Below are 14915 nucleotides of genomic sequence, written 5' to 3' on the forward strand. Positions count from 1 at the left end.
CAGAGGCGCCCCTGCGGATGCCGCGTCCAGCCCGCCGGGAGTCAGCCCGCCAGCAGCTCGCGCAGCAGGATCGCATCGTCGCCGCCGCCAGCCAGGGGGGCGATCACGCTGCGCGGGGCGTCGATGCGCAGGCGCCAGCCGTCCTCGTCCACGGCCTCGTCGGCGATCGCGCCGGCGGCCTTGAGCCGTGCGTGCAGGCGCCCGGCACTCAGCGGCAGGTGCAGGTCCGAGCGCACGCGCTCGCCGCCCAGCAGTTCGCCCAGCGCCTGGCGCAGCAGGTCCAGCCCTGCCCCGGTGGCGGCGGACAGCCACACCGTGTGCGGGCGCCCCTCGCCGTCGCGGTCGATGCGCGGCTGCATGACTCGTCCTTCGCCCACGCCGCCCAAAACCGCGCTTTCCTGAAGAGTGGGGCCTTGGATGTCTTCGCCGGCATGGATGGCATCGATCTTGTTCATCACCCGCAGCTGCGGCAGGTCGCCGGCGCCGATCTCCTCCAGCACCTGGTCCACCACCCGGGCCAGCCGTTCGCGTTCCTCGTCGGCGGCGTCGCAGACGTGCAGCAGCAGGTCGGCGTCGCGCGCCTCGGCCAGGGTGCCGCGGAAGGCGGCGACCAGGTCGTGCGGCAGGTCGCGCACGAAGCCCACGGTGTCCGCCAGCACGGCCGGGCCGCAGGCCAGGTCTCCGATGCGGCGCACGGTGGGGTCCAGCGTGGCGAACAGCTGGTCGGCGGCATAGACGGCGCCGGCCGTCAGCGCGTTGAACAAGGTGGACTTGCCGGCGTTGGTGTAACCCACCAGCGCCACCCGCGGCACCGTGTTGCGCAGGCGCGCGCGGCGCTGCTGCCCACGCTGGGTCTGCACCTTCTCCAGCCGCCGGGTGAGCTGCTTCACCCGTTCGGCCAGCAGGCGGCGGTCGGTTTCCAGCTGGGTCTCGCCAGGGCCGCGGTTGCCGATGGCGCCGCCGCGCTGGGTGTCGAGGTGGCTCCAGCCGCGCACCAGCCGGGTGGCCAGGTGCTTGAGCTGGGCCAGCTCCACTTCCAGCTTGCCTTCGTGCGAGCGGGCGCGCAGGGCGAAGATGTCCAGGATCAGTCCCGCACGGTCGACCACGCGCATGCCCAGGTGCTTTTCCAGGTTGCGCTCCTGCACCGGACTCAGCAGATGGTCGACCAGCACCAGGTCGGCACCCAGCGCACGCGCCATCTCCGCCACTTCGTCGGCCTTGCCGGTGCCGATGTAGTAGCGGGGGTTGGGCGTGTCGATACGGGCGGCGAGGCTGCCCAGCACGTCGGCGCCGGCGGACTTCGCCAGCTCGGTGAATTCGGCGGCGCGGCGCGCGGCGTCGCCTTCGCCGCGTGCGTGCGGCAGGACGAGGACGGCGCGGTCGCCTTTCTTTTGTCTGTCGAACAGGGTGGATCTACCTCGGTGATGCGTGCGGCGGCGTCAGGCCCCGGCGGAGGCCGGGGCGGGCTGGCCCTCGCTGGCGCCGTCGTGGCCCTCGTGGCCGTTGCCCATGCGCACGTTGCGGCTGGGCACCACGGTGGAGATGGCGTGCTTGTACACCATCTGGCTCACCTGGTTGCGCAGCAGCACCACGAACTGGTCGAACGATTCGACCGTGCCCTGCAGCTTGATGCCGTTGACCAGATAGATGGCGACCGGTACCCGCTCGCGGCGCAGCGCGTTGAGAAACGGATCTTGCAATGACTGCCCTTTGGACATTGTTGTTCTCCCCTGCGGCGGACGGGGCCGGAGAAAAGACGCACAGCGTCCCGGCCCAAGCTTTCTGGGGAATGTTAACCGCTTTTAAATCGAGCGTGTAAGAAACCCATTATGCGCTGGCGCACAGAACCGTCCGATGGCGGCGAGATTGCGCCGCCGCGGGTGAGCGCGGCGTGTGCGTGGCGTCCCGGGAGCCGCTCCTTCCCTCTCCCTTGGTCTGCGCGCAAACAGTTCCCGGCGCGGACCACGGGGGACTTTGAACAGGCTCTCAGGAGGCCGGTCCGAGGAACAGCGCCAGCGCGTCCTCCGCGCGCCGCTGCAGGTCCGGCGCATCCGGATCCAGCGCCCGGGCGTCCGGCTCCGCGCGCAGCCAGGTGAGCTGGCGCTTGGCCAGCTGCCGCGTGGCGAAGATGCCGCGCTCGCGCAGTTCCGCGAGGCCGTAGCGCCCGTCCAGGTGCTCCCAGGCCTGGCGGTAGCCGACCGCACGCATCGCGGGCAGGTCCGGGTGCAGGTCGCCGCGCCCGCGCAACGCCGCCACTTCGTCCAGCAACCCGCCGGCGAGCATGGCGTCGAAGCGGCTGGCGATGCGTGCGTGCAGCACCGTCCGGTCGCCGGGCAGCAGGGCCAGTTTCAGCACGCGCCACGGGAAAGTCACTGCGCCGTCGCCACGCTGCTGTTCGCTAAGCGGACGGCCGGTCAGCTCGATCACCTCCAGCGCGCGCTGCAGCCGCTGCCGGTCGCCGGGGCGGATGCGGCACGCGGCGGCCGGGTCGAGCGCCGCCAGCCGGCGATGCATGGCGTCCCAGCCGGCCTCGGCCGCCTGCGCGGCCAGCCGCGCACGCACGTCCGGATCGGCCTGAGGCAGGCTGGACAGCCCGCGCTGCAGCGCGCGGAAATACAGCCCGGTGCCGCCCACCAGCAGCGGCACCCGGCCCGCCTCGCCGATGCGACGCATGGCGGCCGTCGCATCGTCGCGGAAATCCGCCGCCGAATACGCTTCCGCCGGATCGCGGATGTCCACCAGCGCGTGCGGATGACGCGCCAGCGTGGCGGCGTCCGGCTTGGCCGTGCCCACGTCCATGCCGCGGTAGACCAGCGCCGAATCCACGCTCACCAGGTCCAGCGGGAAGCGCTGGCGCAACGCGCAGGCCAGCGCGGTCTTGCCGGAGGCGGTGGGACCCATCAGGAAGATGGCGGGCGGACGTCGATCGACAGGCATCGCGGCATTGTAGCGGCCACAACTGCCGCTCCACGTCAGCCGCGCACCCGCCACGATCATGCGCGATTCGCCTGCCGCCCGCCTCGCCCGCTACTTCAGGCATGGGCAAAAGCCCCTGAGAGCGATGGAGCTCACAGTTTCACGCCATGCACCGCAACATCCGCGCACGCGGTGCGAGTCTTGCTTGATGCTGCATGTCGCCGAGCGGCACACAGGGGGATTTCGCCGTGAGCACGCCCATCTGGGACAAGAACAACCATACCTTCTGGTTCGCGGTCTGCATCGCGATCAGCGTCGCGTTCGCCCTCGGTTACCACCTTCCGGCATTGCCCTCGGGCTGAAACATCCAGACCGTCCCCGCGGCGATCTATAATCGGCGTTTCCCCGCCCGCCACGCGGGCCAGCCGAAATTGGATCCCCCCATGCCGCAGACGATGAAGGCCCTGGTCAAGCGCAAGCCCGAGCAGGGCATCTGGATGGAAGAGGTACCGGTGCCCGAGGTCGGCCCCAACGAGGTGCTGATCAAGCTGGAGAAGACCGCGATCTGCGGCACCGACCTGCACATCTACAAGTGGGACGAATGGTCCCAGCGCGTCATCAAGCCCGGCCTCGTCATCGGCCACGAGTTCGTCGGCCGCATCGTGGAGATCGGCCCGGGCGTCACCGGCTACAAGGTCGGCGACCGCGTCTCGGCGGAAGGCCACATCGTCTGCGGCCACTGCCGCAACTGCCGCGCCGGCCGCCAGCACCTGTGCCCGAACACCGTGGGCATCGGCGTGAACCGCAACGGCGCGTTCGCCGAATACATGACCATGCCGGCCTCGAACCTGTGGCCGATCCCCGACCAGATTCCCTCCGAGCTGGCCGCGTTCTTCGACCCCTACGGCAATGCCGCGCACTGCGCGCTGGAGTTCGACCTGATCGGCGAGGACGTGCTGATCACCGGCGCCGGCCCGATCGGCATCATCGCCGCCGGCATCGCCAAGCACGTCGGCGCGCGCAACGTGGTGGTCACCGACGTCAACGACTACCGCCTGAAGCTGGCCGCCGACATGGGCGCCACCCGCGTGGTAAACGTCGCCAATGCCTCGCTCAAGGAGACGATGAAGGACCTGCACATGGAAGGCTTCGACGTGGGCCTGGAGATGAGCGGCAACCCGCGCGCCTTCAACGACATGCTCGACTGCATGTACCACGGCGGCAAGATCGCCCTGCTCGGCATCCAGCCCAAGGGCGCCGGCATCGACTGGGACAAGGTGATCTTCAAGGGCCTCACCCTGCAGGGCATCTACGGCCGGCGGATGTACGAGACCTGGTACAAGATGACCCAGATGGTGCTCACCGGCTTCCCGCTGCAGAAGGTGCTCACCCACCAGATCCACATCGACGACTTCCAGAAGGGCTTCGACCTGATGGACGCCGGCCAGTGCGGCAAGGTCGTCTGCAGCTGGAACTGAACGCCGCCGCCTGCGGCCAGAGATGAACGACGTCCCGCTCCCGCCCCGCCACGGTGGGGGCGATGGCCCGCGAAGCGTGCCGACGTCCGCCCCACGCCTATCGGAGAACCCCAGTGACCTACCCCGCCCAGGAACGCTACGCCGCCGAACTGGCATCCATCCGCGAACAGGGCCTGTTCAAGGCCGAGCGCGTGATCGTCTCGCCGCAGTCCGCCGAGATCGAGCTGGAAGGCGGCCGCAAGGTGCTGAACTTCTGCGCCAACAACTACCTGGGCCTGGCCGACCACCCGGACGTGATCAAGGCGGCCAAGGAGGCGCTGGACACCCACGGCTTCGGCATGGCCAGCGTACGCTTCATCTGCGGCACGCAGGACCTGCACAAGCAACTGGAAAGGAAGATCGCCGACTTCTTCGGCACCGAGGACACCATCCTCTACGCCGCCTGCTTCGACGCCAACGGCGGCCTGTTCGAGCCGCTGCTGGGCGAGCAGGACGCAGTGATCTCCGACGCGCTCAACCACGCCTCGATCATCGACGGCATCCGCCTGTGCAAGGCCAGGCGCTACCGCTACGCCAACAGCGACATGGCCGACCTGGAGAAGCAGCTGCAGGCGGCCGACGCGGCCGGCGCTCGCACCAAGCTGATCTCCACCGATGGCGCGTTCTCAATGGACGGCTTCATTGCGAAGCTCGACCAGATCACGGCGCTGGCCGCGAAGTACGATGCCCTGGTGCACATCGACGAATGCCACTGCACCGGCTTCCTCGGCGCGACCGGTCGCGGCTCGGCCGAGGTCAACGGCGTGATGGACAGGATCGACATTTTCACCGGCACGCTGGGCAAGGCGCTGGGCGGCGCGCTGGGCGGCTTCACCACCGGCCGCGCGGAGATCGTCGAGATGCTGCGCCAGCGCTCGCGCCCATACCTGTTCTCCAATTCGCTGCCGCCGCACGTAGTGGCCGCCGCGATCAAGGTGTTCGACATGCTGGAAGCGGCCGGCGACCTGCGCGCGAAGGTGCAGGAAAACACTCGCTACTTCCGTGAACGGATGACCGCAGCCGGCTTCGACATCAAGCCCGGTGTGCACCCGATCGTGCCGGTGATGATCTACGACGCGCCGAAGGCGCAGGCGATGGCGTCCGCCCTGCTCGACGAAGGCATCTACGTCACCGGTTTCTTCTACCCGGTGGTGCCGCAGGGCCAGGCGCGCATCCGCACCCAGATGAGCGCGGCGCACACCCGCGAACACCTGGATCGCGCCATCGCCGCCTTCACCAAAGTGGGCCGGCAACTCGGCGTGATCGGCGACTGAGCCCGGCCGGCGGCTCAGAGCCTGTTCAAGATATCCCCGTGGCCCGCGCCGGGAACTGTTTGCGCGCAGACCAAGGAAGAGCGAAGGCGTGGACCTCCGTCCACGACGGAGCGATGACGCAGGGATGCGGGCCAACAGGCCCGGCCCTTCGGGTTACCTTGCCCTGGCCGCCATGCAGCAGCGCGCGGCTTGACCCCTGCCTTCGCAGGGGCAGGCTCTGCCCGCCAGGCAGGCGCTGCGCCACGCACTCCCACCGGGCGGCCAGGGCAAGGCAACGCGAGCTACGGGGAGACCTTGAACAGGCTCTCAGGACCGCGCGAGCAGCGCCACCTCGGCTTCGTCGAGGTGGCGCCACTGTCCCTTGGCCAGCCGGCCCAGCGGCAATGCGCCGATCGCCACGCGGACCAGGCGCAGGACGCCGATGCCATGCGCGGCCAGCAGGCGCCGGATGTGACGATTCCTGCCTTCGTCAAGCACAATCTCCAGCCAGGCGTTCTTTTCGCCGGTGCGCAGCAGCGCGATCCGCTTCGCGGCCAGCCGCTCGCCTTCGTCGACCACGCCCTGGACGAGCCTGTCCAGCAACGCGGCGTCCGGCATGGCATCGACCTGCACGTGGTAGGTCTTGTCCACGTGATGGCCCGGCCCGGTGAGACGGGCGGCCCAGGCACTGTCGTTGCTCAGCAGCAGCAGGCCCTCGCTGGCCTTGTCGAGGCGGCCGACCGGGCCCAGCCAGGGCAGGCCGGCATCCTTCAGCAGGTCGTAGACGGTATCGCGGCCGCGCTCGTCGGCGGCGCTCACCACGATGCCGCGGGGCTTGTTCAGGGCGATGTAGATCCGCTTCACCTCCCCCACCGATACGCCGTCGAGCAGGATGCGCTGGCGCGCGACGTCGGCCGGGCGCTCGGGATCGAGCACCACGCGCCCGTCCACGCTGACCCGCCCCTCACGCACGGCCTTCTCCGCCTGGCTGCGCGAGCACACGCCCAGCTTGCTCAGCACGCGTGCCAGCCCATGCCGCGGCGCCGCAGGCGTCGCCCCTGCGATGCGGCGCGGCGTGGTCCGCCTGCCCTGCCCCTGTCTTCGTTCCATGCCGGCCATCGTGCACCCGTTCTGCCAAAAGAAAAGCCCGGCTTGCGCCGGGCTTCTCCATGTTGCCTTGCAAGGCCCGCTTACTGCTGGACCTGCAACTCCGTGCGGCGGTTCTGGGCGCGGCCCGAATCGGTGTTGTTGTCGCCGATCGGGTCATTCTCGCCGTGGCCCACCGGACCTTCCAGGCGGCTGGCGTCGATGCCGTGCGAGGTCAGGTAGTCGTACACGATCTTGGCGCGGCGCTCGGACAGGCCCTGGTTGTAGGCATCCGTACCGACGCTGTCGGTGTAACCGGCCACCATCACCTTCACCTGCGGGTAGCGCGTCAGCGTGTCGACGGCCTGATCCAGCGTGGCCAGCGAGGCGGAGGTCGGCTCGGCCAGGGCCTTGCTGATGTCGGTCTCGCCCTTCTTCGGACGGTCGAACTTGAAGTTCACGCCGCGCAGGTCGATCACCACCTTCTGCGGGCAGCCGTCCGGACCCACGATGGTGCCGGCCGGGGTGTTCGGGCACTTGTCGTCGCAGTTGTTCACGCCGTCATGGTCGTCGTCCAGCGTCGAGCAGTCCGGAGCAGCCGGCGGCGGCGGAGCCACCGGGGCCGGGGCGGCCGCCGGTTCACCGAAGCGCGACACGATGCTGAAGCCCAGCAGCCAGTCGCCGTAGCCGTTCTCGCGCGGATTGGACTTGTCGTCCCAGTCGTAGCGGTAGCCGGCTTCCACGCGGAAGTCCGAGCTGTCGGTGATGGTCTTGGACAGGCCCACGCCCACCTGGGCGGCCGGCGACCAGCCGTTGTCCATGGCGTTGTGGTGATAGCTGCCCATGATGCCGGCCATCAGGTACGGGCGCCAGGCGGTCCATTCGCCGAAGAAGTAGCGCGCGGCCACGCCGACGTTGTTGTTCGACCACTTGCCCGCGGCATGGTCGCGGGTACGGCTGGTGCGATCGATGAACAGGTCGATCGAGGTGTTCGGGGCGATGAAACGACCCACGCCCAGGCCATAGTAGAACTGGCGGCTGCGGGTGTTGCGGTCGGTGTCGTTGTAGTAGCCACCCACCGTCGGGGCGATGTACCAGCGGCCATCGTAGCTCGGCGTGGTGGTGCTGGCCGCACTGTCGGACGCAGCGGCCGTATCCTGCGCGTGAACGGCACCCACGCCGCCCAGGGCAAGAGCGATCAGAAAATACAGGCCCTTACGTTTCATCAGGTGTCTCCTCGTTTATTGGTTTTGCGGCCATTCCACGATGCGGAACTCTCGCAATGCTATTCGGCCCAAATGGCGAATAACGAACCTTCCTGTTAATGGTGTCGCCTTGGGGGCGGCAGCAGTTTATCAAAAAATAAACAAGCCAACGCACTGCACGGATGCCCGTTCATGCTCGGCTCACCCTGATCCCTAAAGCGTGAAGAATCCGAGAAAGTGCTGGATCGGCATGGCGTCCAGCCGGGCCGGGTCGCGAGCGACCTCGAGGATGGCCTTGACCTTGTGCGCCGGCAGGTGACCGCGCAGGGCCCCCTCGAATTTCTTCAGCAGCACCGGAATGCCTTCGGCGCGACGTTTGCGGTGGCCGATCGGGTAGTCGATCGAGACCTTCTCGGTGCTGCTGCCGTCCTTGAAGAACACCTGCACCGAGTTGCCGATGTAGCGCTTGTCGGGGTCGAAGTAATCCTTGGTGAACTGCGGGTTCTCGCTCACCACCATCTTGTCGCGCAGGGCGTCGATGCGCGGGTCGGCGGCCACGTCGTCGTTGTAGTCGTCGGCGGTGAGGCGGCCGAAGATCAGCGGCACGGCGACCATGTACTGGATGCAGTGGTCGCGGTCGGCGTAGTTGGCCAGCGGACCGGTCTTGTCGATGATGCGGCAGCCGGCCTCCTGGGTCTCGATCACCACCTTCTCGATCTCGTCGAGCCGGCCGGCGACCCCGGCGTGCAGCTTCATCGCGCACTCCACCGCGGTCTGGGCGTGGAACTCGGCCGGGAAGCTGATCTTGAACAGCACGTTCTCCATCACGTAGCTGCCGAACGGGCGCTCGAACTCGAACGCGTTGCCCTTGAAGGCCACGTCGTAGAAGCCCCAGGTCTTCGCCGACAGCGCCGACGGGTAGCCCACCACGCCGCGGTAGACCGCGTTGATCGCGTGGGTGACCGCGCGGCGGCAGGCGTCGCCGGCGGCCCAGCTCTTGCGCGGCCCGGTGTTGGGCGCGTGGCGGTAGGTGCGCAGCGCACCGTTGTCGATCCAGCTGTGCGACACGGCGGTGACGATCTGCTCCTTGTCGCCGCCCAGCATGTGGGTGGCCACCGCGGTGGAGGCCAGGCGCACCAGGATCACGTGGTCCTGGCCCACGCGGTTGAAGCTGTTCTTCAGCGCATAGCAGCCCTGGATCTCGTGGGCCTTGATCGCGTAGCCCAGCACGTCGCGCACGGTCGGCGCCTGGCCGCCCTCGCGCTCGGCCTGACGGCCGAGATAGTCGGCCACGGCGAGGATCGCGCCGAGGTTGTCGGAGGGATGGCCCCACTCGGCCGCCAGCCAGGTGTCGTTGAAGTCCAGCCAGCGGATCTGCGTGCCGATCGCGAACGCGGCCTGCACCGGATCCAGCTCGTGGCTGGTGCCCGGCACGCGGGCGCCGCCCGGCAGCGTCGCGCCCGGCACCACGGGGCCGAGGTGCTTCACGCACTCGGGGAACTTCATCGCCATCATCGCGGTGGCCAGCGAGTCCAGCAGCATGTAGCGCGCGGTGTCGTAGGCCTCCTTCGACTCGATCCGGTAGTCCGCCACGTAGTTGGCGATGTCGACCATCGGCTGGTCGGGATCGGGACGGACGGCGGAACGGATGTCGTGGGCGCTCATGGAGACGGGTCTCGCGATGGGAAAACCGCGATTTTAGCCCGGCGCCAGGATCAGTGCGCGTGCCGCGCCGACAATACCCGGGTGCGGATGTACCAGTCGCGCAAGGCCACGCCCGCCGCCACGCGGCGCACTTCGGCGGCGGCCGCCGGCGGCATCGCACTGCCCTGCGCCGCGATGCGCGTGTACGGTTTCGTCCACGCATGCCATTGCGGCTGCGTCAGACCGAACGCCACGCCCTGCGGCAGGTAGGTGCGGCTGTACAGGGCCAGGCCGTGGTCGTCGGGGCGCGGCGGGCCGAACAGGTCCGTGCCGGTGTCGAAGTAGCGCGCGCCGGGCAGCGCCAGGCTGACCAGGGTCGGGATGAGGTCCTCGTGGCCGGCGAAACGCGCGAGGTCCACCTGCGCCGGCCGCAGCGACGGCGGCAGCCGGAAGAAGCCGACCACGCGATCCACGTCCGGCTGCTCGGTGGGCAGGCTGTAGACGTAGTGGTCGCGCAGGTTGTGGTCGCCCGCCGCGGCCACGATGGTGTCGTCGCCCAGCGCGCCGCCCTCGATGCCGTCGAGGAAGGCGCCGAACTGGTCGGCCTGATACTGGTAGGTGGCCAGGATCTTCCGCCGCAGCGCCATGCTGGGGTTGCCGCGCGGCCCCAGCGCCGCCGGGTCCAGCGGCAGCTGCCGGTGCGGCGTGTCCAGCGTGTACGGCGGATGGTTGGTGGTGGTAAGCAGGAACAGGAAGACCGGCCGCCCGTCTTCCTGCGCCCGGTCGAGCACCTCGCGCGCGAAGCGGAACAGGTATTCGTCGTACACGCCCCAGGCGGTGGCGCCGGCGCCGGGGAAGCGGGCGCGGATGTCGCGCTCGTCGTAGACCTCGTCGAAGCCCTGGCGCCTGAACACCTTGCCGATGTTGCGCCAGTCGGCGCCGCCGCCGTAGATGAACACCGTGCGGTAGCCTGCGCGCCGGAACGGCAGCGCCGCCGAGGTCGGCAACTGGATGCGCCCGGCATCGCCCTGCGTCAGCGGTGTGATCGGCGAGCCCAGCAGCAGGTTCTCCAGCTCGGGGTGGGTGCCGTTCTGGCCGGTGATGAAGTTGGTGAACAGGTAGTCGTGCGCGACATGCGGGCGCAGCCGGCCAAGCATGTCGTTGTGCGGGCCGTCGACGTGCAGCAGGTCGTAGCCGAACGACTCCAGCAGCGCCAGCACCACGTTGGGCCGCCGCCCGGCGGCCGTGCCCGGCGCGGTCGCGAACAGCTGGTCGGCGATCTGCGCGTCGCTGCCACCCGGTAGTCCCAGCACGGCGGCGGCCTGCTGCGGGTCGCGGAAACCCAGCGCATGCAGGCCCGCCTGCGGGTCGCTGCCGATGTCGATCTCCTTTTCCCGGGCGCGCACCGCCTTGTACAGGGTGAGCGGCGCGTTCAGCACCAGCTGGTTGTCGAACGGGTCGGGCGAGAACACCACGTCCTGGCGCACCAGCGGAAACGTGCCCAGGCTGCCGCGCGCCAGAAGGGCCAGCGCCAGCACCTGCGCCGCCGCCAACGCCACCCGCGCCCAGCGCGCGGACGGCCGTAGCCGGCGTTCCAGCCAGCGCGTGACGCGCGCGAACACCGCGTGGAGCACCACGCCGGCCAAGGCCACCGCCAGCAGCCCGCGCAGCACCGGGTAGTCGTGCCAGGCGGTCGCCAGCACAGCGCGCGTGTCGTCCTCGAACAGGCCGAACACCACCGGGTCGAAACGCGCGTGGTAGAAGCCGTAGTAATAGAACTCGCAGACCGAAAGCAATGCGAACGCCAGCAGCAAGGCCATGCACAGCACGGTCGCCACGCGCGGCGCCCATGCGCGCCAGCGCCGCGGAAGCAGCAGCCACGGCAGCGAAAGGACCAGCACCGCCAGCGCCCAGCCGCAGGTCACCGCCAGGTCGTAGCGCCCGCCCCGCGCCAGCGCCGGCAGCAAGGTCGACCATCCCGGCAGGCGCGCCGGCCCCGCGTAGCCGAACCACAACGCGACGCGCGCCAGCTCCAGCACCACCACGGCCAGGGCGACGAACGCCCACAACCGCGCGAACAGGCCTGCCGGCCAGGCGCCCGGGTTTTCTTCTCTCGGCATGTTGGATGGCGGGCTTTCCATGGGGCCGGCATTGGAGCAGGCGGCCCGGGGCCTGTCCACAGGCACGGCCGCCGCGCCTTGACGCATGCGCGCCCCCGCCCCGACAATCGCCCCGCTATCACCCGCAAAGGGGAGTAGTTCCCGGCATGCCCGCCATGCCGGTGCGATGGTCGTCAGCACGGGCGAACGCCCCGGCCATCGCGGCAGCCCAGGCGCTGCGGACGAGACTTTTGCGGCAGGCGGTGCACGCGTGCGCCCGCCTGTCGCCGTCCGTCGCCACCTGGAGTCGCCATGTTTTCCGCCGAACTGCTATCCGGCCTGCTCACCATCATCCTGCTCGACCTGGTGCTGGCGGGCGACAACGCCATCGTGATCGCGCTCGCCGCGCGCAACCTGCCGAAGGCGTTGCAGACGAAGGCCGTGTTCTGGGGCACCTTCGGCGCCGTCGCGGTCCGCGTGGCGCTGACCGCCGTGGTGGTGTGGCTGCTCAAGCTGCCGGGCCTGATGCTGGCCGGCGGCGTGGTGCTGCTGCCGATCGCCTGGAAGCTGCTGAAGCACGACGACGACACCCACGAGATCGCCGCCGCCGGCAGCTTCTGGTCGGCGCTGCGCACCATCATCGTGGCCGACGCGCTGATGGGCCTGGACAACGTGCTGGCCATCGCAGGTGCCTCGAAGGGCCACCTGGGGCTGGTGGTGCTTGGGCTGCTGATCAGCGTGCCGCTGGTGGTCTGGGGCTCCACCCTGATCCTGAAGCTGGTCGACCGCTTCCCCGTGATCGTCTACATCGGCGCCGGCGCGATCGCCTTCACCGCTGCGCGCATGATCGCGCACGACCACCTCGTGGCCGGATGGTTCGAGGCGCACCGCTGGGTGGCGTACACGCTGGACGTGGTGCTGGTGGCCGCCGTCTGCGGCGGCGGCTGGCTGGCGAACCGGCGCCGTGCCGGTGCCGGCGCGACATGATGCGCCGCGCCGCCCGACGCCACGAAAAAGGGAGCCGATCGGCTCCCTTTTTCGTGCTTCCCGGCGCGCTCAGCGCTTGTCGATCGGCACGTAGACCTGGTCTTCCGGACCGGTGTAGTTGGCGCTTGGACGGATGATCTTGCCGTCCTGGCGCTGCTCGATCACGTGCGCGCTCCAGCCCGAGGTGCGCGCGATCACGAACAGCGGCGTGAACATCGCGGTGGGCACGCCCATCATGTGATAGGCGCTGGCCGAGTACCAGTCGAGGTTGGGGAACATCTTCTTGATCTCGCCCATCACCTTCTCGATGCGCTCGGACACCTCGAACAGCACCGGGTTGCCGCCTTCGGTGCACAGCTTGCGCGCGATCTCCTTGATGATCACGTTGCGCGGGTCGGATACCGTGTACACCGGGTGGCCGAAGCCGATGATGATCTCCTTGCGCTCCACGCGGGCGCGGATGTCGGCCTCGGCGTCGGAGGCAGAGCGGTAGCGCGCGATGATCTCCATCGCCACCTCGTTCGCGCCGCCGTGCTTCGGGCCGCGCAGCGCGCCGATCGCGCCGGTGATGGACGAATACATGTCCGAACCGGTGCCGGCGATCACGCGGGCGGTGAAGGTCGAGGCGTTGAACTCGTGCTCGGCGTACAGCACCAGCGACTTGTCCAGCGCGTTGGCGTGCAGTTCGCTGGGCGCCTTGCCGTGCAGCACGTGCAGGAAGTGCGCGGCGATCGAATCGTCGTCGGTCTCGGTCTCCACGCGCTTGCCGTTGTGGCTGAAGTGGTACCAGTACAGCAGCATCGAGCCGAAGCTGGCCATCAGGCGGTCGGCGATGTCGCGCGCGCCGGTGATGTTGTGGTCGTCCTTCTCCGGCAGCACGGTGCCCAGCACCGAGCAGCCGGTGCGCAGCACGTCCATCGGATGGGTGGCGGCGGGCAGCAGCTCCAGCGCGGCCTTCACCGGGGCCGGCAGGCCGCGCAGGCGCTTCAGACGGGCCTTGTAGTTCTGCAGCTCGGTCCAGTTCGGCAGCACGCCGTAGACCAAGAGGTGCGCCACTTCCTCGAAGCAGCCCTTGGCCGCCAGGTCGTGGATGTCGTAGCCGCGGTAGTGCAGGTCGTTGCCGCTGCGACCCACCGTGCACAGCGCGGTGTTGCCGGCGGCCACGCCGGACAGCGCCACGGATTTCTTGGCCTTGGGAAGGACTTGCTCGCTCATGGATGTCTCCTGTGATGCGGGGAATTCGAATCGGACGTGGGCGCCCGCAGGGGCGGTTCAGCCGCGACCAGAAGCCGGTCGGAGCCGCTCCTGCACTTCAGGATTTCTTGCTGAACAGCGCGTCGAGCTTGTCCTCGTAGGCGTGGTAGCCGAGGAAGTCGTACAGTTCCTCGCGCGTCTGCAGGGTGTCGATGATGTTCTTCTGCGTGCCCTCGCGGCGCACCGTCTCGTAGAAGTTCAGCGCGGCCTTGTTCATGGCGCGGTAGGCGCCGCAGCAGTACAGCGCGATGTCCACGTCGGCGCTCTTGAGCTCGTCGGTGGTGAAGAACGGGGTGGCGCCGAACTCGGTGAGGTTGGCGAGGATCGGCACCTTCACCGCGGCCTTGAACCGGCGGTAGTCGTCCAGCGTCTTCATCGCCTCGGGGAAGATCATGTCCGCGCCGGCCTCGACGTAGGCCACCGCGCGCTCGATCGCGGCATCGAGGCCCTCGACCGCCGCTGCGTCGGTGCGCGCCATGATCACGAAGCCTGGATCGGTACGCGCATCCACCGCCGCCTTCACGCGATCGACCATCTCCTCCTTCGGCACCACTTCCTTGCCGGGGCGGTGGCCGCAGCGCTTCTGGCCGACCTGGTCCTCCATGTGCACCGCGGCCACGCCGATGCGCTCGAAGCTGCGGATGGTGCGCGCGATGTTGAACGCGCCGCCCCAGCCGGTGTCGATGTCGACCAGCAGCGGCAGCCCGGTGGCGTCGACGATGCGGCGCGCGTCGGTGAGCACGTCCTCCATCGTCGAGATGCCGAGGTCCGGCATGCCCAGCGAGTTGGCGGCCACGCCGCCGCCGGAGAGGTACAGCGCCTTGTAGCCGACGCGCTTCGCCATCAGGCCGGCGTAGGCGGTGATCGCGCCGATCACCTGCAGCGGCGATTCGGCGTCGAGAGCGGCGCGGAAGCGGGCGCCGGCGGAGTCGAGTGGGGACATGGCGGTTCTCC

Annotated in this window: 12 protein-coding genes; 3 read left to right on the forward strand and 9 right to left on the reverse strand. The window is 69.2% G+C overall.

The window, feature by feature from the left end:
• Nucleotides 1-41: 41 nt before the first annotated feature.
• The 3 genes from hflX to miaA all read right to left on the reverse strand — a co-directional run bounded on the left by hflX (nt 42) and on the right by miaA (nt 2937).
• Nucleotides 42-1406: a ribosome rescue GTPase HflX gene (hflX, locus tag QMK61_RS15565; protein ID WP_302073178.1), complete on the reverse strand. Its 1365-nt coding sequence runs from the start codon at nt 1404-1406 to the stop codon at nt 42-44.
• A gap of 33 nt (nt 1407-1439) precedes the next feature.
• Nucleotides 1440-1718, reverse strand: coding sequence for an RNA chaperone Hfq (gene hfq, locus QMK61_RS15570; protein ID WP_302073149.1), 279 nt, complete (start codon nt 1716-1718; stop codon nt 1440-1442).
• Between the two features lie 268 nt (nt 1719-1986).
• Nucleotides 1987-2937 (reverse strand): tRNA (adenosine(37)-N6)-dimethylallyltransferase MiaA, encoded by a 951-nt coding sequence (gene miaA / locus QMK61_RS15575; protein WP_302073179.1) that lies wholly within the window; start codon nt 2935-2937, stop codon nt 1987-1989.
• A gap of 422 nt (nt 2938-3359) precedes the next feature.
• Between miaA and tdh the strand changes: the two genes are divergently transcribed.
• Together tdh and kbl are read left to right on the forward strand one after the other, a co-directional pair.
• Entirely contained in the window at nt 3360-4394 is a 1035-nt protein-coding gene (gene tdh / locus QMK61_RS15580) for an L-threonine 3-dehydrogenase (RefSeq protein WP_302073150.1), read from the forward strand.
• Nucleotides 4395-4507: 113 nt separating this feature from the next.
• Nucleotides 4508-5707 carry a glycine C-acetyltransferase gene (kbl, locus tag QMK61_RS15585; RefSeq protein ID WP_302073151.1) on the forward strand — a complete coding sequence of 400 codons (1200 nt, stop codon included), beginning with the start codon at nt 4508-4510 and terminating at the stop codon, nt 5705-5707.
• A gap of 306 nt (nt 5708-6013) precedes the next feature.
• Here kbl and QMK61_RS15590 read toward each other — a convergent pair whose 3' ends face one another.
• From QMK61_RS15590 to QMK61_RS15605, 4 genes are all read right to left on the reverse strand, one after another.
• On the reverse strand, nt 6014-6796 hold the full coding sequence (locus QMK61_RS15590) for a pseudouridine synthase (protein ID WP_302073152.1): 783 nt from the start codon (nt 6794-6796) through the stop codon (nt 6014-6016).
• Nucleotides 6797-6876: 80 nt separating this feature from the next.
• Entirely contained in the window at nt 6877-7998 is a 1122-nt protein-coding gene (locus tag QMK61_RS15595) for an OmpA family protein (RefSeq protein WP_302073153.1), read from the reverse strand.
• 192 nt (nt 7999-8190) lie between these two features.
• Complete coding sequence (locus QMK61_RS15600; protein ID WP_302073154.1) at nt 8191-9642, reverse strand: bifunctional 2-methylcitrate dehydratase/aconitate hydratase; 1452 nt, start codon at nt 9640-9642, stop codon at nt 8191-8193.
• A gap of 50 nt (nt 9643-9692) precedes the next feature.
• Nucleotides 9693-11741 (reverse strand): LTA synthase family protein, encoded by a 2049-nt coding sequence (locus QMK61_RS15605; RefSeq protein WP_302073155.1) that lies wholly within the window; start codon nt 11739-11741, stop codon nt 9693-9695.
• Between the two features lie 291 nt (nt 11742-12032).
• Here QMK61_RS15605 and QMK61_RS15610 point away from each other — a divergent pair, with 291 nt between their 5' ends.
• The gene (locus tag QMK61_RS15610) at nt 12033-12707 is read left to right on the forward strand and encodes a TerC family protein (RefSeq protein ID WP_302073156.1); all 675 of its coding nucleotides are present in this window, start codon (nt 12033-12035) and stop codon (nt 12705-12707) included.
• Between the two features lie 69 nt (nt 12708-12776).
• On the opposite strand, the gene prpC is transcribed toward QMK61_RS15610, so the two are convergent.
• Entirely contained in the window at nt 12777-13922 is a 1146-nt protein-coding gene (gene prpC / locus QMK61_RS15615) for a 2-methylcitrate synthase (protein WP_302073157.1), read from the reverse strand.
• 97 nt (nt 13923-14019) lie between these two features.
• A complete protein-coding gene (prpB, locus tag QMK61_RS15620) occupies nt 14020-14904 on the reverse strand; it encodes a methylisocitrate lyase (protein WP_302073158.1) in 885 nt (294 codons plus the stop codon).
• Nucleotides 14905-14915 lie beyond the last annotated feature (11 nt).

Origin of the sequence: Fulvimonas sp. R45, from assembly GCF_030504985.1 — a bacterium.
GTDB lineage: Bacteria > Pseudomonadota > Gammaproteobacteria > Xanthomonadales > Rhodanobacteraceae > Rhodanobacter_A.

Excerpts from the sequence above, each read along its gene's own strand:
- QMK61_RS15600 (WP_302073154.1), bottom strand. The coding sequence starts at position 9,642 with ATGAGCGCCCACGACATCCGTTCCGCCGTCCGTCCCGATCCCGACCAG.
- QMK61_RS15605 (WP_302073155.1), bottom strand. The coding sequence starts at position 11,741 with ATGCCGAGAGAAGAAAACCCGGGCGCCTGGCCGGCAGGCCTGTTCGCG.
- tdh (WP_302073150.1), top strand. The coding sequence starts at position 3,360 with ATGCCGCAGACGATGAAGGCCCTGGTCAAGCGCAAGCCCGAGCAGGGC.
- hfq (WP_302073149.1), bottom strand. The coding sequence starts at position 1,718 with ATGTCCAAAGGGCAGTCATTGCAAGATCCGTTTCTCAACGCGCTGCGC.
- QMK61_RS15595 (WP_302073153.1), bottom strand. The coding sequence starts at position 7,998 with ATGAAACGTAAGGGCCTGTATTTTCTGATCGCTCTTGCCCTGGGCGGC.
- QMK61_RS15610 (WP_302073156.1), top strand. The coding sequence starts at position 12,033 with ATGTTTTCCGCCGAACTGCTATCCGGCCTGCTCACCATCATCCTGCTC.
- QMK61_RS15590 (WP_302073152.1), bottom strand. The coding sequence starts at position 6,796 with ATGGAACGAAGACAGGGGCAGGGCAGGCGGACCACGCCGCGCCGCATC.
- prpB (WP_302073158.1), bottom strand. The coding sequence starts at position 14,904 with ATGTCCCCACTCGACTCCGCCGGCGCCCGCTTCCGCGCCGCTCTCGAC.
- miaA (WP_302073179.1), bottom strand. The coding sequence starts at position 2,937 with ATGCCTGTCGATCGACGTCCGCCCGCCATCTTCCTGATGGGTCCCACC.
- prpC (WP_302073157.1), bottom strand. The coding sequence starts at position 13,922 with ATGAGCGAGCAAGTCCTTCCCAAGGCCAAGAAATCCGTGGCGCTGTCC.